General features: G+C 64.7%; 20 protein-coding genes and 1 tRNA gene. 10 read left to right on the forward strand and 11 right to left on the reverse strand.

Going from position 1 to position 23839, the window contains the following annotated elements:
• Window positions 1-2: 2 nt before the first annotated feature.
• Entirely contained in the window at window positions 3-497 is a 495-nt protein-coding gene (locus AC1DHX_RS09780) for a GyrI-like domain-containing protein (protein WP_290370286.1), read from the reverse strand.
• Window positions 498-725: 228 nt separating this feature from the next.
• On the opposite strand from AC1DHX_RS09780, the gene AC1DHX_RS09785 reads away from it, so the two are divergent.
• The 4 genes from AC1DHX_RS09785 to AC1DHX_RS09800 all read left to right on the forward strand — a co-directional run bounded on the left by AC1DHX_RS09785 (window position 726) and on the right by AC1DHX_RS09800 (window position 5354).
• The gene (locus AC1DHX_RS09785) at window positions 726-1751 is read left to right on the forward strand and encodes a nitrilase-related carbon-nitrogen hydrolase (RefSeq protein ID WP_476860118.1); all 1026 of its coding nucleotides are present in this window, start codon (window positions 726-728) and stop codon (window positions 1749-1751) included.
• Window positions 1748-2791 carry an agmatine deiminase family protein gene (locus AC1DHX_RS09790; protein WP_476860117.1) on the forward strand — a complete coding sequence of 348 codons (1044 nt, stop codon included), beginning with the start codon at window positions 1748-1750 and terminating at the stop codon, window positions 2789-2791. The genes AC1DHX_RS09785 and AC1DHX_RS09790 overlap by 4 nt, the downstream gene beginning before the upstream one ends.
• Window positions 2788-4356 carry an APC family permease gene (locus AC1DHX_RS09795; protein WP_476860116.1) on the forward strand — a complete coding sequence of 523 codons (1569 nt, stop codon included), beginning with the start codon at window positions 2788-2790 and terminating at the stop codon, window positions 4354-4356. Before AC1DHX_RS09790 ends, AC1DHX_RS09795 begins: the two co-directional genes overlap by 4 nt.
• Before the next feature lie 170 nt (window positions 4357-4526).
• A complete protein-coding gene (locus AC1DHX_RS09800; RefSeq protein WP_476860115.1) occupies window positions 4527-5354 on the forward strand; it encodes a glycosyl hydrolase in 828 nt (275 codons plus the stop codon).
• Window positions 5355-5719: 365 nt separating this feature from the next.
• Here AC1DHX_RS09800 and AC1DHX_RS09805 read toward each other — a convergent pair whose 3' ends face one another.
• The 7 genes from AC1DHX_RS09805 to speB form a co-directional block, all read right to left on the reverse strand.
• Complete coding sequence (locus AC1DHX_RS09805) at window positions 5720-6598, reverse strand: polysaccharide deacetylase family protein (RefSeq protein WP_476860114.1); 879 nt, start codon at window positions 6596-6598, stop codon at window positions 5720-5722.
• A 57-nt stretch (window positions 6599-6655) separates the two neighbouring features.
• Complete coding sequence (locus AC1DHX_RS09810) at window positions 6656-7579, reverse strand: NAD-dependent epimerase/dehydratase family protein (RefSeq protein ID WP_476857566.1); 924 nt, start codon at window positions 7577-7579, stop codon at window positions 6656-6658.
• A 38-nt stretch (window positions 7580-7617) separates the two neighbouring features.
• Window positions 7618-8376 (reverse strand): SDR family NAD(P)-dependent oxidoreductase, encoded by a 759-nt coding sequence (locus AC1DHX_RS09815; protein ID WP_476857567.1) that lies wholly within the window; start codon window positions 8374-8376, stop codon window positions 7618-7620.
• Between the two features lie 101 nt (window positions 8377-8477).
• Window positions 8478-9773 (reverse strand): D-arabinono-1,4-lactone oxidase, encoded by a 1296-nt coding sequence (locus tag AC1DHX_RS09820; protein ID WP_476899993.1) that lies wholly within the window; start codon window positions 9771-9773, stop codon window positions 8478-8480.
• Window positions 9774-9801: 28 nt separating this feature from the next.
• Window positions 9802-11304 carry an aminobutyraldehyde dehydrogenase gene (locus AC1DHX_RS09825; protein ID WP_476857568.1) on the reverse strand — a complete coding sequence of 501 codons (1503 nt, stop codon included), beginning with the start codon at window positions 11302-11304 and terminating at the stop codon, window positions 9802-9804.
• A 99-nt stretch (window positions 11305-11403) separates the two neighbouring features.
• Complete coding sequence (locus tag AC1DHX_RS09830) at window positions 11404-12876, reverse strand: purine-cytosine permease family protein (RefSeq protein ID WP_230007952.1); 1473 nt, start codon at window positions 12874-12876, stop codon at window positions 11404-11406.
• Between the two features lie 179 nt (window positions 12877-13055).
• Window positions 13056-14060, reverse strand: a complete 1005-nt coding sequence (speB, locus tag AC1DHX_RS09835) for an agmatinase (RefSeq protein ID WP_476857569.1) — start codon at window positions 14058-14060, stop codon at window positions 13056-13058.
• Between the two features lie 195 nt (window positions 14061-14255).
• Between speB and AC1DHX_RS09840 the strand changes: the two genes are divergently transcribed.
• A complete protein-coding gene (locus tag AC1DHX_RS09840; RefSeq protein ID WP_476860113.1) occupies window positions 14256-15809 on the forward strand; it encodes a PucR family transcriptional regulator in 1554 nt (517 codons plus the stop codon).
• A gap of 50 nt (window positions 15810-15859) precedes the next feature.
• Entirely contained in the window at window positions 15860-16570 is a 711-nt protein-coding gene (locus AC1DHX_RS09845; RefSeq protein WP_476857571.1) for a methylenetetrahydrofolate reductase, read from the forward strand.
• A 66-nt stretch (window positions 16571-16636) separates the two neighbouring features.
• Here AC1DHX_RS09845 and AC1DHX_RS09850 read toward each other — a convergent pair.
• Window positions 16637-16713, reverse strand: a tRNA-Thr gene (locus tag AC1DHX_RS09850).
• Window positions 16714-16940: 227 nt separating this feature from the next.
• The gene (locus AC1DHX_RS09855; protein WP_476851840.1) at window positions 16941-17831 is read right to left on the reverse strand and encodes a DsbA family protein; all 891 of its coding nucleotides are present in this window, start codon (window positions 17829-17831) and stop codon (window positions 16941-16943) included.
• A gap of 281 nt (window positions 17832-18112) precedes the next feature.
• Between AC1DHX_RS09855 and AC1DHX_RS09860 the strand changes: the two genes are divergently transcribed.
• Together AC1DHX_RS09860 and otsB are read left to right on the forward strand one after the other, a co-directional pair.
• Window positions 18113-19522, forward strand: coding sequence for an alpha,alpha-trehalose-phosphate synthase (UDP-forming) (locus AC1DHX_RS09860; RefSeq protein ID WP_476860171.1), 1410 nt, complete (start codon window positions 18113-18115; stop codon window positions 19520-19522).
• Window positions 19512-20357: a trehalose-phosphatase gene (otsB, locus tag AC1DHX_RS09865; RefSeq protein ID WP_476899994.1), complete on the forward strand. Its 846-nt coding sequence runs from the start codon at window positions 19512-19514 to the stop codon at window positions 20355-20357. Before AC1DHX_RS09860 ends, otsB begins: the two co-directional genes overlap by 11 nt.
• A gap of 33 nt (window positions 20358-20390) precedes the next feature.
• Here otsB and AC1DHX_RS09870 read toward each other — a convergent pair whose 3' ends face one another.
• Window positions 20391-20792, reverse strand: a complete 402-nt coding sequence (locus AC1DHX_RS09870; RefSeq protein ID WP_476851838.1) for a VOC family protein — start codon at window positions 20790-20792, stop codon at window positions 20391-20393.
• A 262-nt stretch (window positions 20793-21054) separates the two neighbouring features.
• On the opposite strand from AC1DHX_RS09870, the gene AC1DHX_RS09875 reads away from it, so the two are divergent.
• Together AC1DHX_RS09875 and AC1DHX_RS09880 are read left to right on the forward strand one after the other, a co-directional pair.
• Entirely contained in the window at window positions 21055-22137 is a 1083-nt protein-coding gene (locus tag AC1DHX_RS09875) for an ABC transporter ATP-binding protein (RefSeq protein ID WP_018775851.1), read from the forward strand.
• Between the two features lie 240 nt (window positions 22138-22377).
• Window positions 22378-23796, forward strand: a complete 1419-nt coding sequence (locus tag AC1DHX_RS09880) for a DUF4032 domain-containing protein (protein WP_028278083.1) — start codon at window positions 22378-22380, stop codon at window positions 23794-23796.
• Window positions 23797-23839 lie beyond the last annotated feature (43 nt).

The raw sequence follows: 23839 nt of genomic DNA on the forward strand, positions 1-23839 counted from the left end.
TTTCAGTCGACCGGCCAGACCACGAGCGTCTGCCACTTCGCTGGATCGGGTTCGACGCCGGGATCGGTAAGGTAGTACTCCCACATTGCTGCTCCCGGGCTCGCGCCGTCCTGCCGCATCCGCGCCATGATCGCGCCGTAAGTACGCTGCAGTGATTCGTAGGGACCGATGTGCATCGCCTCGTAGGCCTGGCCTGCGGGGAGGGTGCCGGCGACAACCGCCGTGTCCGCGCCACTGGGGTTCGTGAAAGGCGCGGCGAGGGGGAACCCCGCTTCGACGTCGACGACGTCGGTCGGCATGCCGCGGTACAGCGCGAACGGGGGTCCGGCCAACTGGACATGCTGCTCCTGCACCGCACCCATGACGGCGGCGAAGGCACGGCCGAAAAAATCCCGCAACGCATTCATCGGGACTGTCTCATGCACCACCGCCGTGGGCTGTTCCTTGAGTTGGGCGGCCCTGATGTCCGGGGCCGGCCCCGGGTTCGTTTGAGTCATACCCCAGACTCTGCCGGGACTAATCCACGGTCTAGGGCCTTACGGCCCGCAGGGGAGGTCCGCGCCGTGGTCCAGTAGCGGTCCGGCTGCCGGCCCGGGGACGGCGCGGGTTCCACCCCGAATAAATAAATGAACTTTATTCATATTAGGTCTTGCCCCGTGCGGCCATCACCCTCAAACTAAATGAACAACGTTCATTAATGTGACGCCCGTCTCACTGGAGTAGCCATGATCGAAATCACGTCCCTCGACACCCCGCCCTCCCTCGCCCGCACGCTGCCCTCCAGCCGGCCGGCTCTGCGGATCGGCGTCGTGCAGCATCGCTGGCATCCTGACGCCGCGGCCCTGCACGCCGAACTGGACGAAGGCATCGGGCGCGCCGCCCGGCTGGGAGCAGCCGTCGTCTTCCTCCCCGAGCTCACGCTGTCCCGCTATCCCGCGGACACGCTTCCCGAAAATGACGCCGCCCGCGGCGGGACCACGCGCCCGCGGCCCTCGGACATTGCCGAGGATCTGTTCACCGGCCCCACGTTCCGGTTCGCGGCGGACGCGGCCCGGAGGCACGGCATCTGCGTCCACGCTTCGCTGTACCAGAAGGCGGAGAACCCGGACGGCACAGACGACGGCCTGGGCCTGAACACCGCCATCCTGGTGTCCCCCGGGGGCGAACTCCTGGCCCGCACCCACAAGCTCCACATTCCCGTCACGGCAGGCTACTACGAGGACAAATTCTTCCGCCAGGGCCCGGACGGCGACGATGCCTACGAGGTCCACTCCCCCGCCGAACTCGGCGGCGCACGGTTGGGCATGCCCACCTGCTGGGACGAGTGGTTCCCGGAGCTGGCGCGGATCTACTCCCTCGGCGGCGCGGAACTCCTGGTCTACCCCACAGCCATCGGCTCCGAGCCCGACCACCCCGACTTCGACACCCAGCCGTTGTGGCAGCAGGTCATCGTCGGCAACGGCATCGCCAACGGGCTGTTCATGGTGGTCCCCAACCGCTGGGGCAGCGAAGGCACGCTGAACTTCTACGGTTCCTCCTTCATCTCCGATCCCTACGGCCGGATCCTTGCCCAGGCACCGCGGGACGAATCCGCGGTGCTCGTCGCGGACCTCGACCTCGACCAGCGCCGGGACTGGCTCACGCTTTTCCCCTTCCTGGCCACCCGACGCCCGGACACGTACGGGCGGCTGACCGAACCGGTTCGCCCCGACGCCCCGCTCGGCGCCGACACCAGCAAGGCCACCGCATGAGCGCGTGGCGGATGCCGTCCGAAACGGCGCCCCAGGACCGTGTCTGGATGGCGTTCCCCACSGGCGGCTACACCCTGGGCGAAACAGCGGCAGAAGCCCACGCCGCCCGCTCCGTCTGGGCCGCCGTCGCGAACGCCGTCGTGGAATTCGAACCGGTCACCATGCTGGTGGCGCCGGCGGATGTGCAGACCGCGGCGGACTACCTCCACCCGGATATCGAGGTGGTCCCCGCCGCGCTGAACGACGCCTGGATGCGGGACATCGGCCCCACGTTCGTCCTCGACGACGGCGGCCGGCTCGGCGCCGTCGACTGGGTCTTCAACGGCTGGGGCGGCCAGGACTGGGCCGCCTGGGACAAGGACGCGCTCGTGGCGTCGGCCGTCGCGGCCCGCTCGGGGGCCAGCCACCTTGTCTCGCCGCTGGTGAACGAGGGCGGCGGCATCCACGTCGACGGCGAAGGCACCGTCCTCGTCACCGAGACGGTCCAGCTCGATCCGGGCCGCAATCCCGGGCTCAGCAAGGCCGACGTCGAAGCCGAGCTGGGCCGGACCCTGGGCGTAAGCCACGTCGTCTGGCTTCCCCGCGGCCTGACCCGGGATTCGGAACGGTTCGGCACGCGCGGCCACGTCGACATCGTTGCGGCCATCCCGTCCCCGGGCACCGTGCTGGTCCATTCCCAACAGAACCCGGCACACCCCGACTTCGAAGTCTGCCGGGCCATCATCAGCCACCTCGCCACCACCCGGGACGCGGCCGGCCGCGAATGGAACATCATCGAGGTCCCCGCCCCGGAAACCCTGACGGATGAGGAGGGGTTCGTCGACTACAGCTACATCAACCACCTGGTGGTCAACGGCGGCGTCATCGCCTGCACCTTCGGCGACCCGATGGACGAAAAAGCCTTGCGCATCCTTGGCGACGCCTACCCCGGCCGCAGGGTAGTCGGCATCGACGCCCGCGAGCTCTTCGCCCGCGGCGGCGGCATCCACTGCATCACCCAACAGCAACCATCCGTCCCCCAGAAAAAAGGTCAGCAATGAGTCAGACTATCGGCCGCGAAGACGGCACCATCACGCACGACGTCGTCGATCCGGCCGGTTCCAAGCACGGCATCTCGGGCAAGGGGCTCAAGGGCGGCCAGCTGGGCCTGCTCGCCGTCGTCGTCCTCGGCATCTCCTCCGTGGCACCCGCCTACAGCCTGACCAGTTCGCTGGGACCCGCCGTCGGCGCCGTGGGCCTGCAGCTGCCGGCGATCTTCATTGTCGCGTTCATCCCGATGATCCTGGTGGCGTTCGCCTACCGTGAGCTCAACGCCGATTCACCGGACAGCGGCACCACCTTCACGTGGGCCACCAAGGCGTTCGGCCCGTTCGTCGGCTGGCTGGGCGGCTGGGGCCTGCTGGCCGCCAACATCATCGTCCTGTCCAACCTGGCCGGCGTCGCGGTGGACTTCTTCTACCTCTTCCTGGCCCAGGTGTTCAACAACCCGGACCTCGCGGACCTGACCTCCAACACGGCCGTAAACATCGCGACGTGCCTGGTGTTCGTGGCACTGGCCGTCTGGGTCAGCTACCGCGGCCTGCACGCCACCAAGCTGGTGCAGTACACCATGGTCGGATTCCAGGTCCTCGTCCTGGGCATCTTCGTCGTCATGGCACTCACCCACGCCGCCTCGGGCGACTCGGGCACCGCAATCGCCTTCAGCTGGGACTGGTTCAACCCGATGAAGATCGGCAGCTTCGAGCAGTTCGCCGCCGGCATGTCACTGGCCGTCTTCGTCTACTGGGGCTGGGACGTCTGCCTCACCGTCAACGAGGAAACCAAGGGCGGCAAGGGTACCGCCGGCCGGGCAGGAACCACGACGGCGGTCGCCGTCCTGGCCCTTTACCTCGTCGCGATCGTGGCCACCATGATGGTTGCCGGCACCGGAACCGACGGCATCGGCCTGAACAACCCGGACAACCAGTCGAATATCTTTGCGGCACTGGCTTCCCCAGTCATGGGTCCGCTGGCCATCCTGATGTCCCTGGCCGTTCTCTCCGGCACCGCGTCGTCCCTGCAGTCCACCATGGCCTCTCCCGCACGCAGCCTGCTGGCGATGGGCCACTACGGGGCACTGCCGCCGCGCTTCGCATCCGTCAGCAAGCGGTTCGGGTCCCCCGGTTTCGCAACGGTGATTGCCGGTGTGATCTCCGGCGGCTTCTACGCCGTCATGAAGGTAGTCAGCGAGAACGTCCTCAATGACACCATCATGGCCCTGGGCCTGATGATCTGCTTCTACTACGGCCTCACGGCCTTCGCCTGCACCTGGTACTTCCGGCACAGCCTGTTCTCCAGCGTCCGCAACTTCTTCATGCGGCTGCTGTTCCCGGTCCTGGGCGGCCTGGTCCTCACCGTGGTCTTCTTCCAGACCGCCGTGGACAGCTGGGCACCGGAATTCGGCAGCGGCTCGGAGGTCTTCGGCGTGGGCCTGGTGTTCATTCTGGGGATCGGCATCCTCGCCCTCGGCGTCGTGATCATGCTGGTCGCCGCGAAACTGCATCCGGGCTTCTTCCGGGGCGAGACCATCCGGAAGGACACCCCCGCCCTGGTGGTTCCGGAGTAGCCTCCCAGCGGTAATAAACAGGCGCATGGCTTTGTCCCCTGCTGCAGGGCAAAGCCATGCGTTTGTTGCAAATAGGGCCGAACGATTCTTACTAACGCCGATACTGCGGCGTAGCGTGACTCGCGTCAGATCCTGGTCTCGACCCGCTTCGCATCGAGAGAAGGAATACAATGGAACGCCGGACATTTCTCGCATTACCACTGGCCGCCCTGACCCTTCCAGGGGTTCTTTCAGCGGCTCCTGTCCCCGCGGCGGCTGCTCGGCCCCTGGCCCTCAAAGGCGCAGCCTGCGGCGGCACAGACGCACTGGCGCTTCGGCAGATCCGGGCCCTCAACGCCAGCTGGTACTACTCATGGGGATCGACATATACCGTCACCACCAACCCAGGATTCATCCCGATGGTCTGGAGCGGGAAAGCCCTGATCAAGAATAATTCTATCGGCGACGTGATCCGCCAGCTTCCCGTGACGAGAACCAAGAACCTTCTCGGCTTCAACGAGCCTGACTACTCCAGCCAGGCCAACATGTCCGTTGACGAGGCCATCCGTCTTTGGCCCCAGCTCCAGTCCACCGGCCTCAGACTGGGGTCCCCGTGCACCGTCAGCTCGACCAGCCCGTGGTTGGATAAGTTCATGACGAAGGCGGCCAGGGCCAACCTGCGCGTCGACTTCATGACGATGCACAGCTACGGCTGGCCAAATGCTGAGAGCTTCCTTTCGAAGGTCAGGAATCTGCACGACAAGTATGAGAGGCCTGTGTGGGTTACCGAATTTTCCGTCGCGGACTGGTCTGCGACCCCCTCGCGCCCCTCCCGGCACACACGCACAGAAGTACACAGTTTCATGCGGGCTGCTGTCGCCGGGATGCGGGCGATGCCATTCGTCGAACGGTTCGCGTGGTACGCCAGGGAGCCCTCCGATCCGGCCCTGGGCCCTTCGGCCCTCTACCAAACGAACGGCCAACTGACAGCAGCCGGCAGGATCTACGCATCGCTCTAACCCGGACTTGTCGCATCCGCGTCGCCTGAGATCCGTCCCGGGCGGCCAGAACCGCGGAAGGACACCCCCGTCAGTGGGCCCTACTGACGGGGACTACCAGCCAATTTCTTGCTAGGGCGGCGCTCACGACCCGACGTTCAGCAATTCTGGCTCTGGCCCTGGCCCTGCCGCTGCCGCCATGTGGGCGCTATTGCGTCTACGCAGGCGCCTCTCCACCGCAAAACCCGCCAGGCCGAGGAGCACGAAAACTACAATCACTGCGTAGTTTTGGTACCAGGTCGCTTCTGGCTGCCGCGGCCATGCGATATTGATGATCTCAAAAGCCAACCACAACAGCGCGGCCACGTTCACTACTGGGCCAAGATTCAGTAGTCCGGATAGAGCTCCTCGGACGCTGTAACTGGATTGAGGGGCTCGGCAATCAATGCAGGGTCACCGAGTGCCGCTTCCGCGAGCGCTTCGCACGTCGAGAAGCGGACATCGCCTCGTTCCAGCGCAGTTTCGATCACGGTCCGCAGCGCCTCCAGCCGTCCTGCCCGCCCAGTGAGGAACGGGTGGCAAGTGAGCATGAAAAGAGCACCATGACGTCGCATTGCGTCGATCTCATGAATCCACATGTCCGCCACGACAAGTGGCGACTGGATGATTTCACCGATCTTGGGTTCCGGAAGGAAGGCATACTGCTCCCAGTCATCCAGACTCCAATGTGGGGGGAGCTCCGCAACTGTGCCTGCGGGGGTTTCGATGAGATAGGGGACGTCCGCGTCCATCAGGCTGGAATCGTATTTCAGCCCGTATTCAGCCACCAACGACGGTGTCTGCCACGAGGGCTCCCACAGTGCGGCGCGATGCCCCTTTGGAGAAATGCCGAAACGCCCGAGTGCAGCTAGCGCCAGATCGAAGTCGGCGCGTTCGTCGTCGAAACTCATGTTCACCGCGGTGCGGTGAGTGTGTGAGTGGTGCGCGATCTCATGACCCGATTCCAGGACCTGTTCCACCATGCGGGGATACCGCTCCGCGGTTACTCCTGGAATGAAGAATGTCGCCGGCTGCTGCACATCCTTCAACATCTGGAGAATCCGGGGAACACCCACCTTGGGTCCGAACGCCTGGTGGGTCATCGCCATCGCATTGTCGGCGTAGCGCCGGCCGGCGGCCAGGACGGGCGACTCGGCGTCGACGTCGAAGGTCAACGCGGCAACGCAGGCCGCCCCCTGCCTCCAGCCGCTTCTATCGAATGTCATGTTCGTCCCTCTTCGAAGAAATGAGTCAGTTAGAAGAAATGAGTCAGAAGAAAGGGGTCAGAAGTCATGGGTGGAGAGCCAGTCGGCGTAGTCGGCGAGGGCCCGCTGCAGCGGCCAGAGCGATTCGTAGCCGAGATCCGCGGCTGCGGAAGCGATGCTGAAGTGGCCCTGCAAATCCAGGGTTGGATCCGTCCCGGGCCCGATCTCCACGGAGGCGTCCGGGAATGCGATTCGAACTTCTTTGACGACGTCGCTGAGTGTCCAGTACTCGCTGCCGGAGATGTTGTAGGCCAGGGGCCTGGCCCGGGCCGTTTCTGGTGCCTGGACTGCCGCCAGGACGGCAAGAGCGACGTCGCGGACGTAGACAAGGTTGTAGCGGTGGTCGGCCCCGTGGTCCTGTGAGAATGAACCGTCGCGGACTACGCCGCGCATAATGTCCCGTATGACTTCATCCATGCGGTTTCCGGGTCCGTAAACCTGGCCGATGCGCAGGGAGATGACGTCGACTCCATACCTGTCGCCGTAGACCCGTCCGAGCCATTCCCCGGTAACCTTCGTCACGGCGTAAGGCGTCGTCGGATTTACTGGCTCCGATTCGAGAACCACCGGTGCTGAGGTCTTTCCGTACACGCACTCGGAAGAGAAGTTGATGATCCGTTTGACGCCGTGGAGTCGTGCCGCCTCGAAAACCGCCACCGTTCCCTCGACGTTGGCAGCAAACGTAGCCAGGGGAAAGCTCAGGGAATAGGTCGGGTGGGATATGGCGGCGGTATGGACGATGGTGTCGACGTCGTGCTCCTTGAATACTTCGAGGAGACGGGGGATATCGAACAGTTCGCCCTGGACGGAAACGACGTCGGGGCGTGGCGCCTCGATGAAGTCCCGGTTGTAGCTGACTGTTTGATGGCCGGCGTCGGCGAGTTCGTTGACGATGTGGCGTCCGGTGAATCCGGCACCACCTGTGACCAGAACAGAGCTCATGTGATGTTGCCTTTCACTAGGTGCGTTGGATGTGGGATTCAATGTCCGAGTGGGAACGTCGTGGTCCGACCACCATCGACAACAAGGTTTGTTCCCGTGACATACGAGGATTCAGGACCCAACAGCCACAGCGCCGCGGCTGCAATCTCCTCGGGCAGGGCGAACCGGCCAAGCGGCACGGACACTTCGTCCCGGGCGCGTTCTTCTTCGTTCGCGAACTCGGCCGCAAGCATCGGGGTATCTGTCGTGCCCGGCGACAGTGCGTTGACCCGGACGCCGGCCGGTGCGAGTTCGGCGGCCAGTGACCGCATCATCGACAGCACGCCGCCCTTGGTCGCGGTGTATGCGGTGTAGCCTGCCTGGCCGACGAGTGACAGCTCGCTGGCAGTGCAGACCAGCGATCCACCGCCGTTGGCCGAGAGCGTCCGCGCCGCTGCCCGGGCGAAGTGGAAAGTGCCGGTTAAGTTCACCCGGATCAGTCTCTGCCACAGCTCGTCGGATGTTTCGGCGATGGGCGCAACACTGGAGATTCCTGCGGCGTTGAAGGCCCCGCTCAGGGGCCCGAGTTCTGCTTCCGCCCGGGCGAAGGACCCATCGACCTGTTGGGACTCAGATACGTCGGCTTCGATGAAGATCACAGCGCCCGAGACTTGGCTTTTTGCGTCTTCAAGCAGACGGTCCGGGAGACCGACCGCTGCAACCTTTGCCCCTTGCGCCAGAAGGGCCCGGGTGGTCGCGAGACCGATGCCGGAGCTGGCTCCGGTGACAAGGTAGGCCTTGTCCTGAAAATGGCTCATGTCTCCTCTTCCCCGTTGGATGTGGAAAGGCGGGCAGCATGCCCCCGGTCACGATTCGGGGGGCATACGCCGGATTTGCCGGTTTAACCTTGATGGCTGATTTAGCCAACGAGCGCACGAGTGTGGTCGTTAAGGAACATGCCGCGGGGGTCGAACTCCCGGCGTATCTGGATGAAGGTGTCAAGCTCCGGGTAGAGACGCTCCAATCGGCTCCTCGTCATGAAATGGATCTTTCCCCAGTGCGCGCGGGGCTCGAATTCCTGCAGCACCGCATCCGCATCCCGGAAGAAGGGCCAGTAGTCGGTCCCGGGTTCGGTGGTCAGGGTGATAACGGTGGTGTCGCGTCCTTGGAACTGGGACATGTAGCCTTCGTCGGCTTTCACCCAGCGGACCTCAACGGGGTACTTCTGGTCGGAATGCTTGGTGCGGATCAGCTCCTGGACAGCCTGGACGGCCGCCAGGCCGTGTTCGCTGGGAACGAAGTACTCCAGTTCATGGAACGGTGTGGTGAATCCGCCCGGGTAGATGCGGTACGACCGGTCCAGCCGGGCACCTTCCGTGCGGGAAATTTCACGCTCGTCCTGGACCTGGGCGACGTTGTACCGCTTGGTGTAGCTGCGGTTTGCCATGCTCTGGCCCGGCGAACCGGGCAGGTCCAGGAGCTCACAGGAATCGTTGTCCGGGCACCAGAGGAACGAGTAGTGCCGGTTCCCGTCGATGTCGGCCTGCCAGGTTGCCGCGGTCTCCGCCCACGTGGGATAGGTAATCTCCTCCTGCAGGTAATAGCGGTCCTCGACCGCCAGTTCGACCTCCAGGAAGATTCCGAGCGTCCCCAAGGCGACCTGGGCGGCCCTGAGTTCGCGGAGTTGCCCTTCGCCGATTTCGACGATTTCGCCGTAACCGTTGATCAGCCGGACCCAGCGCAGTGCCGATGAGAAGCTGCCCAGGTTCTTTCCGGAGCCGTGGGTGCTGGTCGCGAGTGCCCCGGCGATCTGCTGCTTGTCGATGTCGCCCTGGTTGCCCAGTGCCAGCCCCTGCTCCCACAGCGGATCGCCAAAGGCGTTGATGGTGGTGCCGGCCAGGGCCCTCGCACGGCGCCCCATGAGGTCGGTTCCGGTGATGGCCGAGAGTGCGGACATGTCCATCAGGACTCCGCCCGTCTGGACAAGCGGTGAGGACGAATGCCCTGAGCCGACTGCACGTACGGGGAGGCCTTCGCGGATGGCGAACCGGACGGCGTCGAGCRCCTCCTGTTCGTTCCGCGGCCGGACGGTGAAGGCCGGCGTGGCGCTCTGGTTGCCGCCCCAGTTGGTCCAGGTTACGTCTGTCCCGAACGGAGCGGACGGGGTTGCGGCGCGCGCCGACGACGCGGAGTGGGGATGATTCGTGGTGGTCATTGCTGGGCTCCGATGCTGGTCTAAACGCTCATGCGCCGTGGTTGATCATGACGTGCTTGGTCCGGGAGTAATCGTCCAAGGCATACAGCGAGAGGTCGCGGCCGTAGCCGGATCCCTTGAATCCGCCCCACGGAACCTCGCAGGCCAACACCAGGTGTGAATTGACCCAGACGGTGCCGAAATCGAGCTGCTTCGGAATGCGGAGCGAGAGGCTCGAATCCCGGGTCCATACCGAGGCGGAAAGCCCGTAGGGACTCTCGTTGGCCCGGGTGATGGCCTCTTCAGTGGAGCTGAAGGACTCGACGGTGACCACTGGGCCAAAGATTTCGTGGGTAGCAATATGCGCCCCGGCCGGGACGTTGCTGATTACGGTGGGTTCAATGAAGTAGCCGGGGCCTTCCAACGCCGAGCCGCCGATGGCCACCTGAAGGCCCGCAGCTTTTGCCTCGGCAAGCGCTTCCTTCACGCGTTCGAAGTGCGGGCGCGAAATCATGGGACCGATTTCCACGTCTTCCCCTGCGCCCGGAGCGCCGACGACGAGCGTGCTGACTTCGCGTACCAGGTGTTCGGTGAACTCCTCGGCCACGGACTCGTGCACGAGCACACGGCAGGCGGCGCCGCAGTCCTGGCCGGCATTCCAGAAGCCGGCGTTTCGCACGCCGGCGGCTGCCGCGCGGAGGTCGGCGTCGGGGAAGACAACAACCGGGGCCTTGCCGCCGAGTTCCAGATGGACGCGCTTGACGGACCTGGCCGCGGTCTCCGCCACTGCCTGTCCGCTGACGACGCTTCCCGTCAACGCAACGAGGGCGACATCAGGGTGTTCGGAGAGTCGCTGCCCAACGGTTCGGCCCTTTCCCGTCACGACGTTGAGGATGCCGTCGGGGATGCGTCCGGCGACAAGTTCTGCCAGCTTCAGCGTCGAGAGCGGCGTCTGTTCCGAGGGTTTGAGGACGATGCTGTTTCCGGCGGCGAGGATGGGCGCGATCTTCCAGGCAGCCATCAGCAGCGGGTAGTTCCAAGGGGTGATGACGCCGACGACGCCGACGGGTTCCCTGAGGATGACCGAGGTGTGTCCGGTGGCGTAGTCGCCGCCTGCCATGGAGGTCAGTGTGCGGGAAGCCCCGGCCATGAACCGGAAGGTGTCGATGGTGCTGGAGACATCGTCCTCCGCGACGGTTCGCGGTTTGCCGGTGTTGGCGGACTCGATGATTTCGAAGGCTTCACGGTTGGCTTCAATGATGTTGGCGATCAGGGAGAGCACCTCGGAGCGTTCCTTCGGTGTCGTGGTGCCCCAGGACTTCTGGGCCGCCACGGCTGCTTCAACCGCAGCGTCCACATCCGCGGCCGTGCCGGCAGGAACCGATGCGATGACCTGTTCCGTGGTGGGGTCGACGACGTCGATCAGCCGGGTCGCGGAACCGGAAACAAACGTTCCGCCGATGAAGTGCCCCGCCGGAGGCAGGAAGCTGGCGCAGCTTTGCTCCTCGGAGGAACGTCGGACTGTGAACTGCTCGGTGTCAGTGAGTGTCATGATATTTCGCCTTTGTTTTCTGCGCCGATCGCGGCGCCGGGAGTTTGGTGTGGGGGCGGGCGGTCTGTGCCCGGGGTGCGCGGTGTGCCGGAGCGGGCGTTACGCCCGCGGCGCCTCAATCAGGTCACCTGCGAATGCGGGCGACTGAAAGGGGGCGGCTTCCGGCGTTTTCCGGAACATGCGTGCCGCGAAGTAGTACAGGGGTGCAACAACCACCAGGCCGACAATCCAGGAGAGGTCCACGCCGTTCATCGCTGCGGCAGCGGGGCCCGTGAACATCGCTGTCGCCGAGAACGGAACCTGGATCAGTGCGCCGGCAACATAGGCTCCGATCGCCACCCAGTTGAACCTTCCGTACACTCCGCCGTCGCGCTTGAAGAAGTCTTCAACCCGGTAGTCGCCGTGCCGCAGGAGGTAGTAATCGACCAGGTTGATGGCCGTCCAGGGAACCAGGACGTACATCAGGAAGGAGAGGAAGTTCGTGTAGAAGAAGATGAAATTGTCACGGGCGAACAGCGCGATCATCAGGGCTAGGGTGAAGAGGAGGATTGACGCAATGGTCCGGGTCTTGGCGTGGGGCAACCAGGCCGGCCTGAACGTCTGCCCAATGGTGAGGGTGCACAGGACCCCGCAGTAGAGGTTCATGGCGTTCGACGCCGCAACGCCAAGGCAGAAGATTCCGATGATCACCATGGTCCATGGCCCGAGCAGGGCTCCCAGGCTCCCTACTATTTCGACGCTGCTGCCATCGTTGATCAGCGCCAGTGCGAGCGTTCCCACCAGGGCACCCAGGACCATCGGGAAGAGTGTTCCCAAGACGCAGCCTGAATAGGACGCCCAGAACGCCGGGGCCGAGCCGGTGCCCTGAGGCATGTAGCGGGAGTAGTCCGAGACGTAGGGAGCGTAGGCGAGCTGCCAGAGGGCGGAGACGGAGATAGTGGCCATGAAGCCGACCCAGTTGAAGTTTCCCTGGTCCAGGAAGCTGGCCGGCAATCCGTGGACGGCCAGGATCCAGACGAAGGCCAGCACCAGCGCCAGACCGGCCACGATGCTCAAGATGCGTGCATAGGCGTGGATGAGCCGGTAGCCGAAGATGGTGGCCACGACGCTCACGACGCCAATGACAATGATGCCTGCATCGACGCTGATGCCCGGGGTGACCGCGGCCAGCGCTTGGCCGCCAAAGACGAGGTTCGCCGCAAAGAACCCGATGTACATGACCACCACGATGACCACGATCAGCAGTGCCCCGTACGAACCGAACTGGCCGCGGGTCTGAATCATCTGCGCCACGCCCAGCTGCGGGCCCTGGGCCGAATGCAGTGCCATGAAGATGCCACCGACAACGTTCCCAATGATGATTCCGACGATTGCCGGCACAAAGCTGAGCCCGAACACCGTCGTCGCGAGTCCCCCGGTCACGATGGTCATGATCATGATGTTGGAACCGAACCAGATGGTGAAGAGGTCCCGGGCCTTGCCATGGCGTTCGTGGGCCGGGATGGGTTGAATGGTCTTGTCCTCGAGCCGGGGTACTTCGGCTGTGACGGCGTGAGTGGGTCGAGCGTTCATGATGCGTTCCGGGAGTTCATGGGAACCTCTTTGTTCTGTCCCGGCGCTTCGTCGAGCACGGGATCTGATGTATCAATCATTCGTGACTTTTGTCACAGTGGTAATCCGGCGATTGAATAGTTGCCGTAGACCTGTTYATACATATGTATAAATCAGGCGCGAGAGCCCAGCAGTTGTGGTCAGACGGTGGCCGCTTGCAGCTCCACAGTGACGTTGGCGGTGGCCTTGCTGCGGTTCACCATCAGGGCGAGGAGGTCGAAGACCAGCGTCGCCGCGGCGACTGTGGTGATGTCTGCATGGTCGTAGGCCGGAGCGACCTCGACGACGTCGGCGCCCACGATGTTGATGCCGTTCAATCCGCGGAGCAGCGCCAGCAGTTCGCGGGAGTGGAGCCCGCCCATTTCCGGAGTGCCGGTGCCCGGGGCGTAGGCCGGGTCCAGGACGTCGATGTCGATGGAGACATAGACCGGGGTGTCGCCCAGCCGGTCCTTGACGCGCTGGATCGCGGCCGGAACCCCGATGACGTCCAGGTCCGAGCAGCGGATGATCTGAAAGCCGAACTCGTGGTCGCGAAGGAAATCGTTGCGGTCATAAACCGGGCCGCGGATGCCGACGTGCATCGACTTGTCCTCGACCAGAAGGCCTTCCTCGAAGGCCCGGCGGAAGATGGTTCCGTGCGTGACCGGCTGGTCGAAATAGGTGTCCCAGGTATCCAGGTGTGCGTCGAAGTGGAGCAGGGCGACGGGGCCGTGGACCTTGTTCAAGGCCCGCAGCATCGGGAGCGCGATCGTGTGGTCGCCGCCGATGGAGATGAGCCTCTTGCCGGAGCCGGCGTCGCCAAGGAGCGGGAGGGCCTGTTCCTCGATCTCGCGGACTGCGCGGGCGATGTCGTAGGGGGTACAGGCGATGTCGCCGGCGTCCACAACCTGGGCTTCGTACACCGGCTCAACGTCGAGCTCAGGGTGGTAGCCGGGGCGCAGGAGCCGCGACGCTTCACGGACAGCGGCCGGACCGAAGCGGGCGCCGGGGCGGTAGGAGGTACCGCCGTCGAACGGGACACCGACGATCGCAATGTCGTAGTCCGGGACCCGGTCAATCTGAGGAAGCCGGGCAAAGGTGCCCAGGCCCGCGTAGCGGGGAACTTTTGTTGCGTCGACGGGGCCGATTGGCTTGTGCGTGGTCATGACTGGGGTCCTCCGGTTGCTGTGGTTTCAGTCGGCCTGGCAATTTCTTCCTGCGCCGGTCGAGGTCTATGCCTTAACTATTAGTGATCTGAGTCACGCGGTACATCCGCCGATTGACTACAAAGAGCCGAGAGGCTTATACATATGTATAAGCGGCCTGGGGACGGCCTCCGGACTCATGAACAGGAACCGCGCATGGCGATCACCGTGGCCGAACTGCTTGCCGAACCCCAGCTGGGACTGAGCCTTCTGGCGGGTTCCGCCGGTCTGGGCAACCGGGTCACCTGGGCCCACACCTCCGACCTGCCGCGSCTGTGGGAATGGGTCACCGGCGGCGAGCTCATGATGACTAACGGGCTCTCCATTCCGGCCGATCCCGAGGGGCAGGTTGAGCTTGCCGAGGCACTGGTGAACGCAGGTGCCAGTGCACTGGCGATCGGCGAGCAGATGCATGCCCCTGAACTCTGTCTCGAGTTCCTCGATGCCTGTGACCGCTTGCCGTTGCCGCTCATCAGCATCCCCTACCCGCTTCCGTTCATCGCCATCGCACGTTCGGTCGCTGAGTCTTCGTTGCTCGAAGAGTCCCGCAGGCTGCGCCAGACGGCCCGTATTTATGACCTGCTGCGGCTGGCGGGGCCATCTGAGGGCAACTGGCTGGGACTGATCCTGGGTATCGAAGCCGAACTCGATGCCAGCCTCTTCGTCATTGATCGACGGTGCCTGCACGCCTGGCATCCCGGAGGCCAGCCGCTGCCACCGGGCCTCAAGCAGCAACTTGAACCGCTGACCAGCAAGTCACCGGTGGCCAGCAAGAAGTTCCAGTGGCATCGGTTGGGGGAAGGCCACCTTCTGATGATGGATATTCCGACTCACGCCAACGCGCTTCTGGTGGTGCTGCCGAAATCCGAACCGCTCCCGGACGCGGTAGTGCTGCTCCATGCGGCCACAGTCCTGGGACTCGAGCTGTCGCGGACGGTGCTGTCTCTCGAGAACCAGCGCCGGCTGGGTGCGGAGTTCCTTTTGCAGGCCTTTGACGGGCGCCTGGGCATAGCCGACATTGAAAGCCGACTGCCTGAGTTCGGGATTTCGTCACGGGAATTCCTCATCATCTCTATGTCCAGCGACGACGGTGAGCGCCTGGCAGGGATCCACGTTGATCTCTGGCGACACGGCTACCCGACGGCGTGCCAGCGCAGATTCGACACAATCCATTTGGCTGTCGCAGCAGACTGCACCGATGATCTGCTGCGACACACGGTCCCCTTGGACGTCAGGATCGGGATCAGCCGGCCGTCCGCGGCCGCTGGTGTGCAGAGAGCTCTTCAGGAATCGATGTGGGCACTTGGGACGGCGTCAAGCACCGGCGAGCGGTTGGTCCGCTATGCCGAGGGACCCTCGTGGCTCGGGCTCACCAGCTTTGAGGAAGGCCACGCCCTGGTCCAGCGGCTCCTCGGACCCATTTTCGAGTATGAACAGCGGGAAAACGGGGACCTCATCGTCACGCTCAAGACGTTCCTCGACACGCAACGGTCCTGGCAGAAAACGGCGGCCGCCCTGTTCGCGCATCGGCAGACCATCATCTATCGAATCCGAAAGATCAGCGAGCTGACGGGCCTCGATATGACCGAAACCTCCACTCTGGCGCAACTGTGGTTTGCCCTGCAGATCCATGAAGCCATGGACCTCCACGACAATCCGCGGCGCCTGCCGTCGGCTGAGGTCAGCACTCCACGACGGCAGTACCGCTGACCACGACGCTCACCATCACGTGTCTGCCTCACCACGGAACCGGGCGGACCATGCGCACGGCCGCCCAGCTCAGTCTGCTCGGCTACACCGTGGTCCCGCACATCGCGGCCCGCAGCCTGGCGGATCGCACCCAGCTGGCCGGCATCATCCGGGAATGTGCTGGGTACGGCATCTCAGAAGTGTTCGCGGTTGGCGGTGACGCCCCGCAGCCCGCGGGTCCCTTCGCCGATGGCGGCGAGCTGCCGCGCGAGATCGCCGAAATCAGCGGCGGCCAGATGGCCGTTGGGGTCGCCGGGTATCCGGAGGGTCATCCCGGCATCGGCCCGCTGCAGCTGCTCGAATCATTGTTGGCCAAGCAGGAACTTGCCTCCAACGTCGTCACGCAGATGTGCTTCTCGGCAGACAGTATCCATAGCTACACGGCGATGCTGCGTCGCGAGGGAGTCATGCTTCCAGTCCGGGCCGGGGTTGCCGGGGCCGTCCCAAGAACCAGGCTGATTGCACTGGCAACGAAGATCGGCGTCGGAACGTCCCTCCGGTTCCTTAGCCGGAAACGACCGCTCGCCCGCCGCCTCCTGAGCGGCGAACGCTACTCGCCCGGGACTCTCATCAACGAGCTGACCGCCCAGCCTGTCGTCGACGGCATCCATCTCTACAGCTTCAATTGTTTTGACGAGTTACCCGGTACCTTCGCCGCTTCGTCGACGGAACCCTCCGCCACAGGGCTGGAAACGTTGACTGGAAATGCGTCGCCCGGCTAGTCGCCTGTTTTAGGACATAAGAAAACCCCTCCGTCCCGGCCAAATTCGCCGGAACGGAGGGGTTCGTGGGGCCCCCTGTCGGATTCGAACCGACGACCCCCGCTTTACAAGAGCGGTGCTCTGGCCAACTGAGCTAAGGAGGCATTCCTGCTTCCCGACACAACTCCGGGCCACAAAATGGCGCGGATGCCAGGACGCTAGACAAGATTAGCCCACCGACGCCCGGTGAGAAAAACCCAGAGAAAAACGCTCAACGCCCCTCCCGCCCAGCGAAGGCCGCAGCGAAGACTAAAAGCAATGGCCCGGCCCCGGAACGATCCGGGGCCGGGCCATCAACTTGTGGCCTTCAACGGCATGTGCCCTTGTGCGGTTACTTCTTGGCGTCGACCGCGGCCTGCAGGTACTGGTCGAACGGGGTCTGGGCGCTGTCGCCGACGCCCCACTGCTTGCCTTCAACGAACACGGTGGGCGTGCCGGTGATGCCGATTACCGTGGCCTCCTGGGTGGTGTGCTTCACCCACGGACGGTAGGTCTTGCCATCCACGCACGTCTCGATGCTCTTGGCCCCGGCGTCGGTGGCCAGCGTCTTCAGCTCGTTGTCGGAGAGTCCGGCGCTGCCTTCGGCCGGCTGCTTGGCGAACAGCAGGTCGACGAAGTCCGAGTACTTCTCCGGGGATTCGTTGACCACGCAGGCTGCGGCGTTGGCCGCGCGCGAGGAGTAGTTCGTGGTGGACCGGCTGTCAAGGAATCCGAGCGGGCGGTACTCCACGGTGATTTTGCCCTCGTTGCGCAGCTTGGTGAGCGTCTCGTTGTACTGCGCCTCGAAGTTCTTGCAGACGGGGCAGATGAAGTCGATGTAGAGGACCACCTTGACCGGCTTGCCGGCCTCAGCCTCGGCGCCCGGGGCCGTGACCGGAGACGGCGGCGTGGCCGGAGCGGACGGGAGGTCGGACAGCTTCACGGTTGCGGGATCGGTCTTCGCCACCTCGGTGTTCGCCAGCAGGGTGACACCGCCGTGGATGTTGCCATTGGCCGGCGTGGGTCCCTCGTCTGCAACCGGGGCGTTGTTCTTGATGTTGGAGGTGACAACCAGCGCGACGATCACGATGATGGCGACGACGGCGGCAACGATGCCCCAGCCGATCAGCAGCTTGTTGCGCTTCTCCTTCTTCAGCTGCGCATCGCGGATCTCGCGGGCTTTCTCGCGCGCCGCGGCAGTGCGCTCTGCCTTAGACAGTCGGGGTTCGTTTGCGGGGCTCATTGGTTCCTCGGGTCGTTCGGCCAGGGACGGTCCACTCAGTGGCAACGTCATCATTTTAGGGGAGAAACCCGAGAACTTGCGCTTTCAAGTTTCCCTTCCGCCTGCCCAACGGACGAATAGCCCGGAAGATTCCGGGCGGCTAGGGTTGATGAAGAGCCACGAGCGGACCCCAGGGGGCACCAATGGAAGCAACGGACAGCGCCGGCCACGGCACACAGAGCACCACTGAAGCGGCGCGGGCGGCCACCGACGGCGCCGCGGCAGGGGATCAGTTCGACTTCATGGTGGTGTCCAACCGGCTGCCCGTCGACCGCTGTTCTGCCGACGAGGCCGGCTGCGAGGGTGGCTGGCGCCGCTCCCCCGGCGGACTCGTGACAGCCCTGGCCCCGATGATGACCAAGACCGACGGCGCGTGGGTGGGCTGGCACGGGGCCCCCGATGAGACGGTCAAGCCTTTCAGCCACGGCGGCATCGACCTGATCCCCGTCCAGCTGAGCACCGAGGACATCGAGCTTTTCTACGAGGGCTTTTCGAACGCCACGTTGTGGCCGCTTTACCACGACGTGATCGCCCCGCCGGAGTTCCACCGCACGTGGTGGGATTCGTACCGGAAGGTCAACCGGAGGTTCGCCGACGCCGTCATCCGCCATGCGGCCGAGGGTGCCACCGTCTGGGTGCAGGACTACCAGCTCCAACTGGTTCCCAAGCTGCTCCGGGAGGCCCGGCCGGATCTGAAGATCGGGTTCTTCAACCACATCCCCTTCCCGCCGCCGGAGATCTTTGCCCAGCTCCCGTGGCGCCGTGCGATCATCGACGGCCTGCTGGGCGCGGACCTGGTGGGCTTCCAGCGCAGCAGCGATGCCGGAAACTTCATGCGCTCCGCACGGCGCTTCCTTGGCGCGAGCGTCAAGCAGCAGCAGGTCCATGTCAGGGGCGCCGACGGCGAGACCACCCACATCGCGAGGGCCCAGGCTTTCCCAATCTCCATTGACGTCAAGCAGATCAGCGAGCTGGCGAAGAAGCCGGAGGTAATCGAGCGGGCGCAGCAGATCCGCCGGGACCTCGGCAACCCCAAGACCATCCTGCTCGGCGTCGACCGGCTCGACTACACCAAGGGCATCCGGCACCGGCTCAAGGCGTACGAGGAACTGCTGCAGGACGCCAAGGTCACCGTCGAGGACGCGACCCTGATCCAGGTGGCCAGCCCCAGCCGTGAGCGTGTGGAGCAGTACCGCCTGCTCCGCGAGGAGGTCGAGGGCACAGTGGGCCACATCAACGGCACCTTCGACACCATGGAGAGCACGGCCGTCCGCTACCTGCACCACAGCTACCCCATCGAAGAGATGGTGTCCCTGTACCTGGCCGCGGACGTCATGCTGGTCACCGCCCTGCGCGACGGCATGAACCTCGTCGCCAAGGAATACGTCACGGCCCGGACAAACAACGACGGAGCGCTGGTACTGAGTGAGTTCGCCGGCGCCGCCGACCAGCTCAAGCAGGCCCTGCTGATGAACCCGCACGACATTGACGGCCTCAAGGACACGATCATGAGGGCCGTCAACATGCAGCCGGCCGAGGCATCACGCCGCATGCGGGCCATGCGCAAGCAGATTCTGGACCACGACGTCGACCTCTGGTCCTCCGACTTCCTGAAAGCCCTCGCCGAAAAGGTTGTACGCGATGACTCCTGACGCCGCCGGAACCCACGACTCAGAGACCAACACTCCAAACCCGGCCCCACTCTCGCTCTCCCCTGAGCTGCTGGCAGCCGTGCGCCGCGTCGCCGGCACCGGGCACCTGCTCGTGGCGATGGACTTCGACGGCACCATGTCACCGCTCGTGGACCATGCGGCCGACGCCCGTGCGCTCCCGCGCTCCGCCGCCGCCTTCGCGGCGCTGGCGGAACTTCCCCGGACGACGACGGCGCTCATCTCCGGCCGGGCGCTGGACAGCCTGCGGGCCGTAGCCTCCCCGCCGGAGGAGACGCTGCTGATCGGCAGCCACGGCGCAGAGGTCTGGATGGGGCCCGGCTCCTCGGAGCTCATGCTCGACGACGCCCAACGCGAACTCCTGGCCGAAGTCCGCCAGGAGCTTGAGGGAATCGTGGAACAGGCCCCGGGGACCCTTTTGGAAGACAAGCCGGCCGGCGTCGTCCTGCACACGCGGCTCGCGGCGGACGACGTCGCCGAGGACGCCGTCGCCGCGGCGCGGGCGGTCCTGCAGGACCGCAGCGGCGTCTTCCTCAAGTCGGGCAACCGCGTCCTGGAGACCTCCGTCGTGAACGCCTCCAAGGGCGAGGGCATTGCCTTCCTGCGGCAGGCTGCCGGAGCCACGGCTGTGGCTTTCGCCGGAGACGACACCACCGACGAGGACGCCCTGGCCAGCCTCGTCCCGGGCGATCTCGGGGTGAAGGTGGGGCTCGATTTCACCCAGGCCGAGTTCCGGGTGGAGGCGCCGGTGCACATCTGCGAACTGCTGGAGGCCCTCCTGCGGGAGCGGAAGAAGGYCCTCGACTCYGGGAGCTAACGCGGGCCTACGGAGCGGTCAACCGGGCGTCGGTCACGACTCAGGTTCGTAGCCGATCAACCAGTGCAGTCCGTGACGGTCGAGGACCTGGCCATCTGTTGCGCCCCAGGGCTTCGGGGCAAGGGGGTCGATCACCCGGCCGTCAACGGCGAGCTTGTCGAACCACTCGTGGAGAACTGCCGGTTCGGCGGTCCCCAGCAGCGAGAGCATGAGGCCTTCGAACCGGACGCTTTTCTCCCCCGGGGCCGCATCCGACCCCGCCAAAGCGACTGCGCCGTTCAGCTGTCCGTGGGCAATGGCATCCGGCGGGCCATCGCTGCGGTTGAACTCCTCGTAGGTGAACAAGGCAAGCTCTCCGCCGAAGACGTCGGCGTAGAAGCCAAGTGCTTCACGCGCCGTGCCGGGGAAACTGACATAGATCTGCAGTGCCGTCATGCGCACAGCATACATACCCACTTCTGGCGCCATGTGACTGACCCCACGTGTGACATCCGTAACTTTTTAACCCATTTGGCATATATCTGACATACTCTGTTTGTGATGTGGCGCACAACTACCGTGCGGCGTCACTGGGTACTCCTCGGCTTCGGCCGAGGAGTATGCGTATGAAATCCCACAATTGAATTACCAACTGCATAAAACGACCATTCACTACGGATCGTCCGGCACGTACCTGCCGGTGAAGGGATTGATAACTGTGGCTACAGTTACTTTTGATAACGCAACACGTCTGTACCCGGGCACCGAGAAGCCCGCTGTTGACAAGCTGAACATTGATATCGCCGATGGCGAATTCCTGGTCCTCGTTGGACCCTCCGGCTGCGGAAAGTCGACCTCCCTGCGCATGCTTGCAGGTCTCGAGGACGTCAACTCCGGCCGCATCCTCATCGGCGACCGCGACGTCACTGACGTCCCGCCGAAGGATCGCGACATCGCCATGGTGTTCCAGAACTATGCCCTGTACCCGCACATGACCGTGGCGGACAACATGGGCTTCGCACTGAAGATCGCCGGCGTCAGCAAGGAAGAGCGCGCCGAGCGCGTCCGTGAGGCCGCCAAGCTGCTCGACCTCGAACCGTACCTGGACCGCAAGCCGAAGGCMCTCTCCGGCGGCCAGCGYCAGCGCGTTGCCATGGGCCGCGCCATYGTGCGYAACCCKCAGGTCTTCCTCATGGATGAGCCGCTGTCMAACCTTGATGCCAAGCTSCGCGTSCAGACCCGCACSCAGATCGCGTCCCTGACCCGCCGCCTCGGCGTCACCACGGTCTACGTGACCCACGACCAGGTCGAGGCCATGACCATGGGTGACCGCGTCGCCGTGCTGAAGGACGGCCTGCTGATGCAGGTCGACACCCCGCGCAACCTGTACGACAAGCCCAAGAACGTCTTCGTGGCCGGCTTCATCGGCTCCCCCGCCATGAACCTGCTSGAACTSCCCGTYGTCGACGGCGGCGTGCAGTTTGGCGGAACCGTTTACCCGGTACCGCGCGACGTCCTCGAGGAAGCCCACGGCCAGACCGTGACCCTCGGTTCCCGCCCGGAAGACCTTGAGACTGTTGCCCAGGGTGAAGGTCTCCAGGTCGAGGTCGACGTCGTCGAAGAACTCGGCGCCGACGCGTACGTCTACGGCCACACCACGCTCGATGGCCAGAGCCACGACATCGTGGCCCGCGTCGACGGCCGCCGCCCCCCGATGAAGGGTGAGTCCATCTGGGTCCGCCCCCAGTCGGGCCATGTACACCTGTTCGACACCAAGACCGGCCTGCGCCTCGGCGACTAGTCCCCACCGGCTCCCTAACCTCGCTTCGCGTCGGTCGGGGAACCCTGCCGGCGTGGGCCCATCCACCGGCTCCCTAACCTCGCTTCGCGTCGGTCAGGGAACCCTGCCGGCGTGGGCCCACCCACCGGCTCAGCAGACGGCGGTCCTCCCCAGTGGAGGGCCGCCGTCGGGCGTTAACAGCCCTGCTTTAGGTGCGGCCCGCCAAATACGGAAGAATTGATTCATGACCGAGGAAACCCCATGACCGAGGAAAACAGTGCCCAGTGGCACGACGAGCCCACCGACTACGGTCAGATCGGGAAACTGCCCCGGTTCGAGGCCGCCAGCGCCAATGACGACAAGGCCGCGATGGTGTCCAGCTCGCTGAGCATCACGGCCGCCGCCACCGAGCCCGAGCTGCTGGACCTGCCCTGGCACATTGCCCTCGAGGACTGGCCGGCCGAATATCTGGCAGCCCTCCCCCGCGGCATCTCACGGCACATCGTGCGCTTCGCCCACCTCGGCGGCTCCGTGATCGCCATCAAGGAAACCTCGGAGCACGTGGCCCGCCACGAATACCACATGCTGCGCAAACTCGCCCGGCTGGACGTTCCCGGCGTGGAGCCGGTGGCCGTCATCACCGGACGCACCACCCCGGAGGGCCGGCCGCTGAACCCCGTGCTGGTCACCCGGCACCTGAAGTTCTCCATGCCCTACCGTGCGCTCTTCTCCCAGATGCTGCGCAAGGACACCCTGACCCGCCTCATCGACGCCCAGGCCCTGCTGCTGGTCCGGCTGCACCTGATCGGCTTCTACTGGGGCGACGTCTCACTCTCCAACACCTTGTTCCGCCGCGACGCCGGCGCGTTCGCCGCCTACCTGGTCGATGCCGAGACCGGCGAACTGTACCCGGATTTGTCCACCGGCCAGCGCGAGTACGACCTCGAAATCGCCCGCGTCAACATCGCCGGGGAACTCATGGACCTCCTCGACGGCGGCCTGATCGAGGAGAAGGTGGACCCCGTGGCCACCAGCGAGCTGATCATGGACAGCTACCGGCGGTTGTGGACCGAGCTGACGGCAAAGGAATCGTTTGAGATCGGGGAACGCTGGCGCGTGGCCGCCCGGATCCGGCGGCTCAACGAGCTGGGGTTCGACGTCGAGGAATACGCGATCAAGACCACGCAGAACGGCTCGACCATCCAGCTCCAGCCGAAGGTCGTCGACGCCGGGCATCACCAGCGCCGGCTGCTGCGCCTGACCGGCCTGGACGCCCAGGAAAACCAGGCCCGCCGGCTCCTGAACGACATGGACTCGTTCCGGGCGGACAACAACCCGGGCATGGACGAGGAATACAGCGCGCACCTGTGGGTCAGCCAGATCTTCGAACCGATCGTCCGGGCCATCCCCCGCGACCTCTCCGGCAAGCTCGAGCCGGCCGAGGCGGTGCACGAGGTCCTGGAGCACCGCTGGTACATGTCCGAGAAAGAGAACCGGCACATCCCCCTGGCGGAGGCCGTCCAGTCCTACATCGACAACGAACTCCGCCACCGGCGGGACGAGGCCGCGATCATGCTCAACCCGGACACGGGGTTGCTCAAGATCCTTGAGGTGGAGACCGAGGAATCACGCTACGGCGCCGACGACTCAGTAGACGAATACCCCGACTCCGACGACTAAGCCGCGCGCCGGGCATGTTGTGGCACGCCCGGGCTAAATCGCC

This window comes from Arthrobacter sp. 05N33_2 (assembly GCF_056397425.1).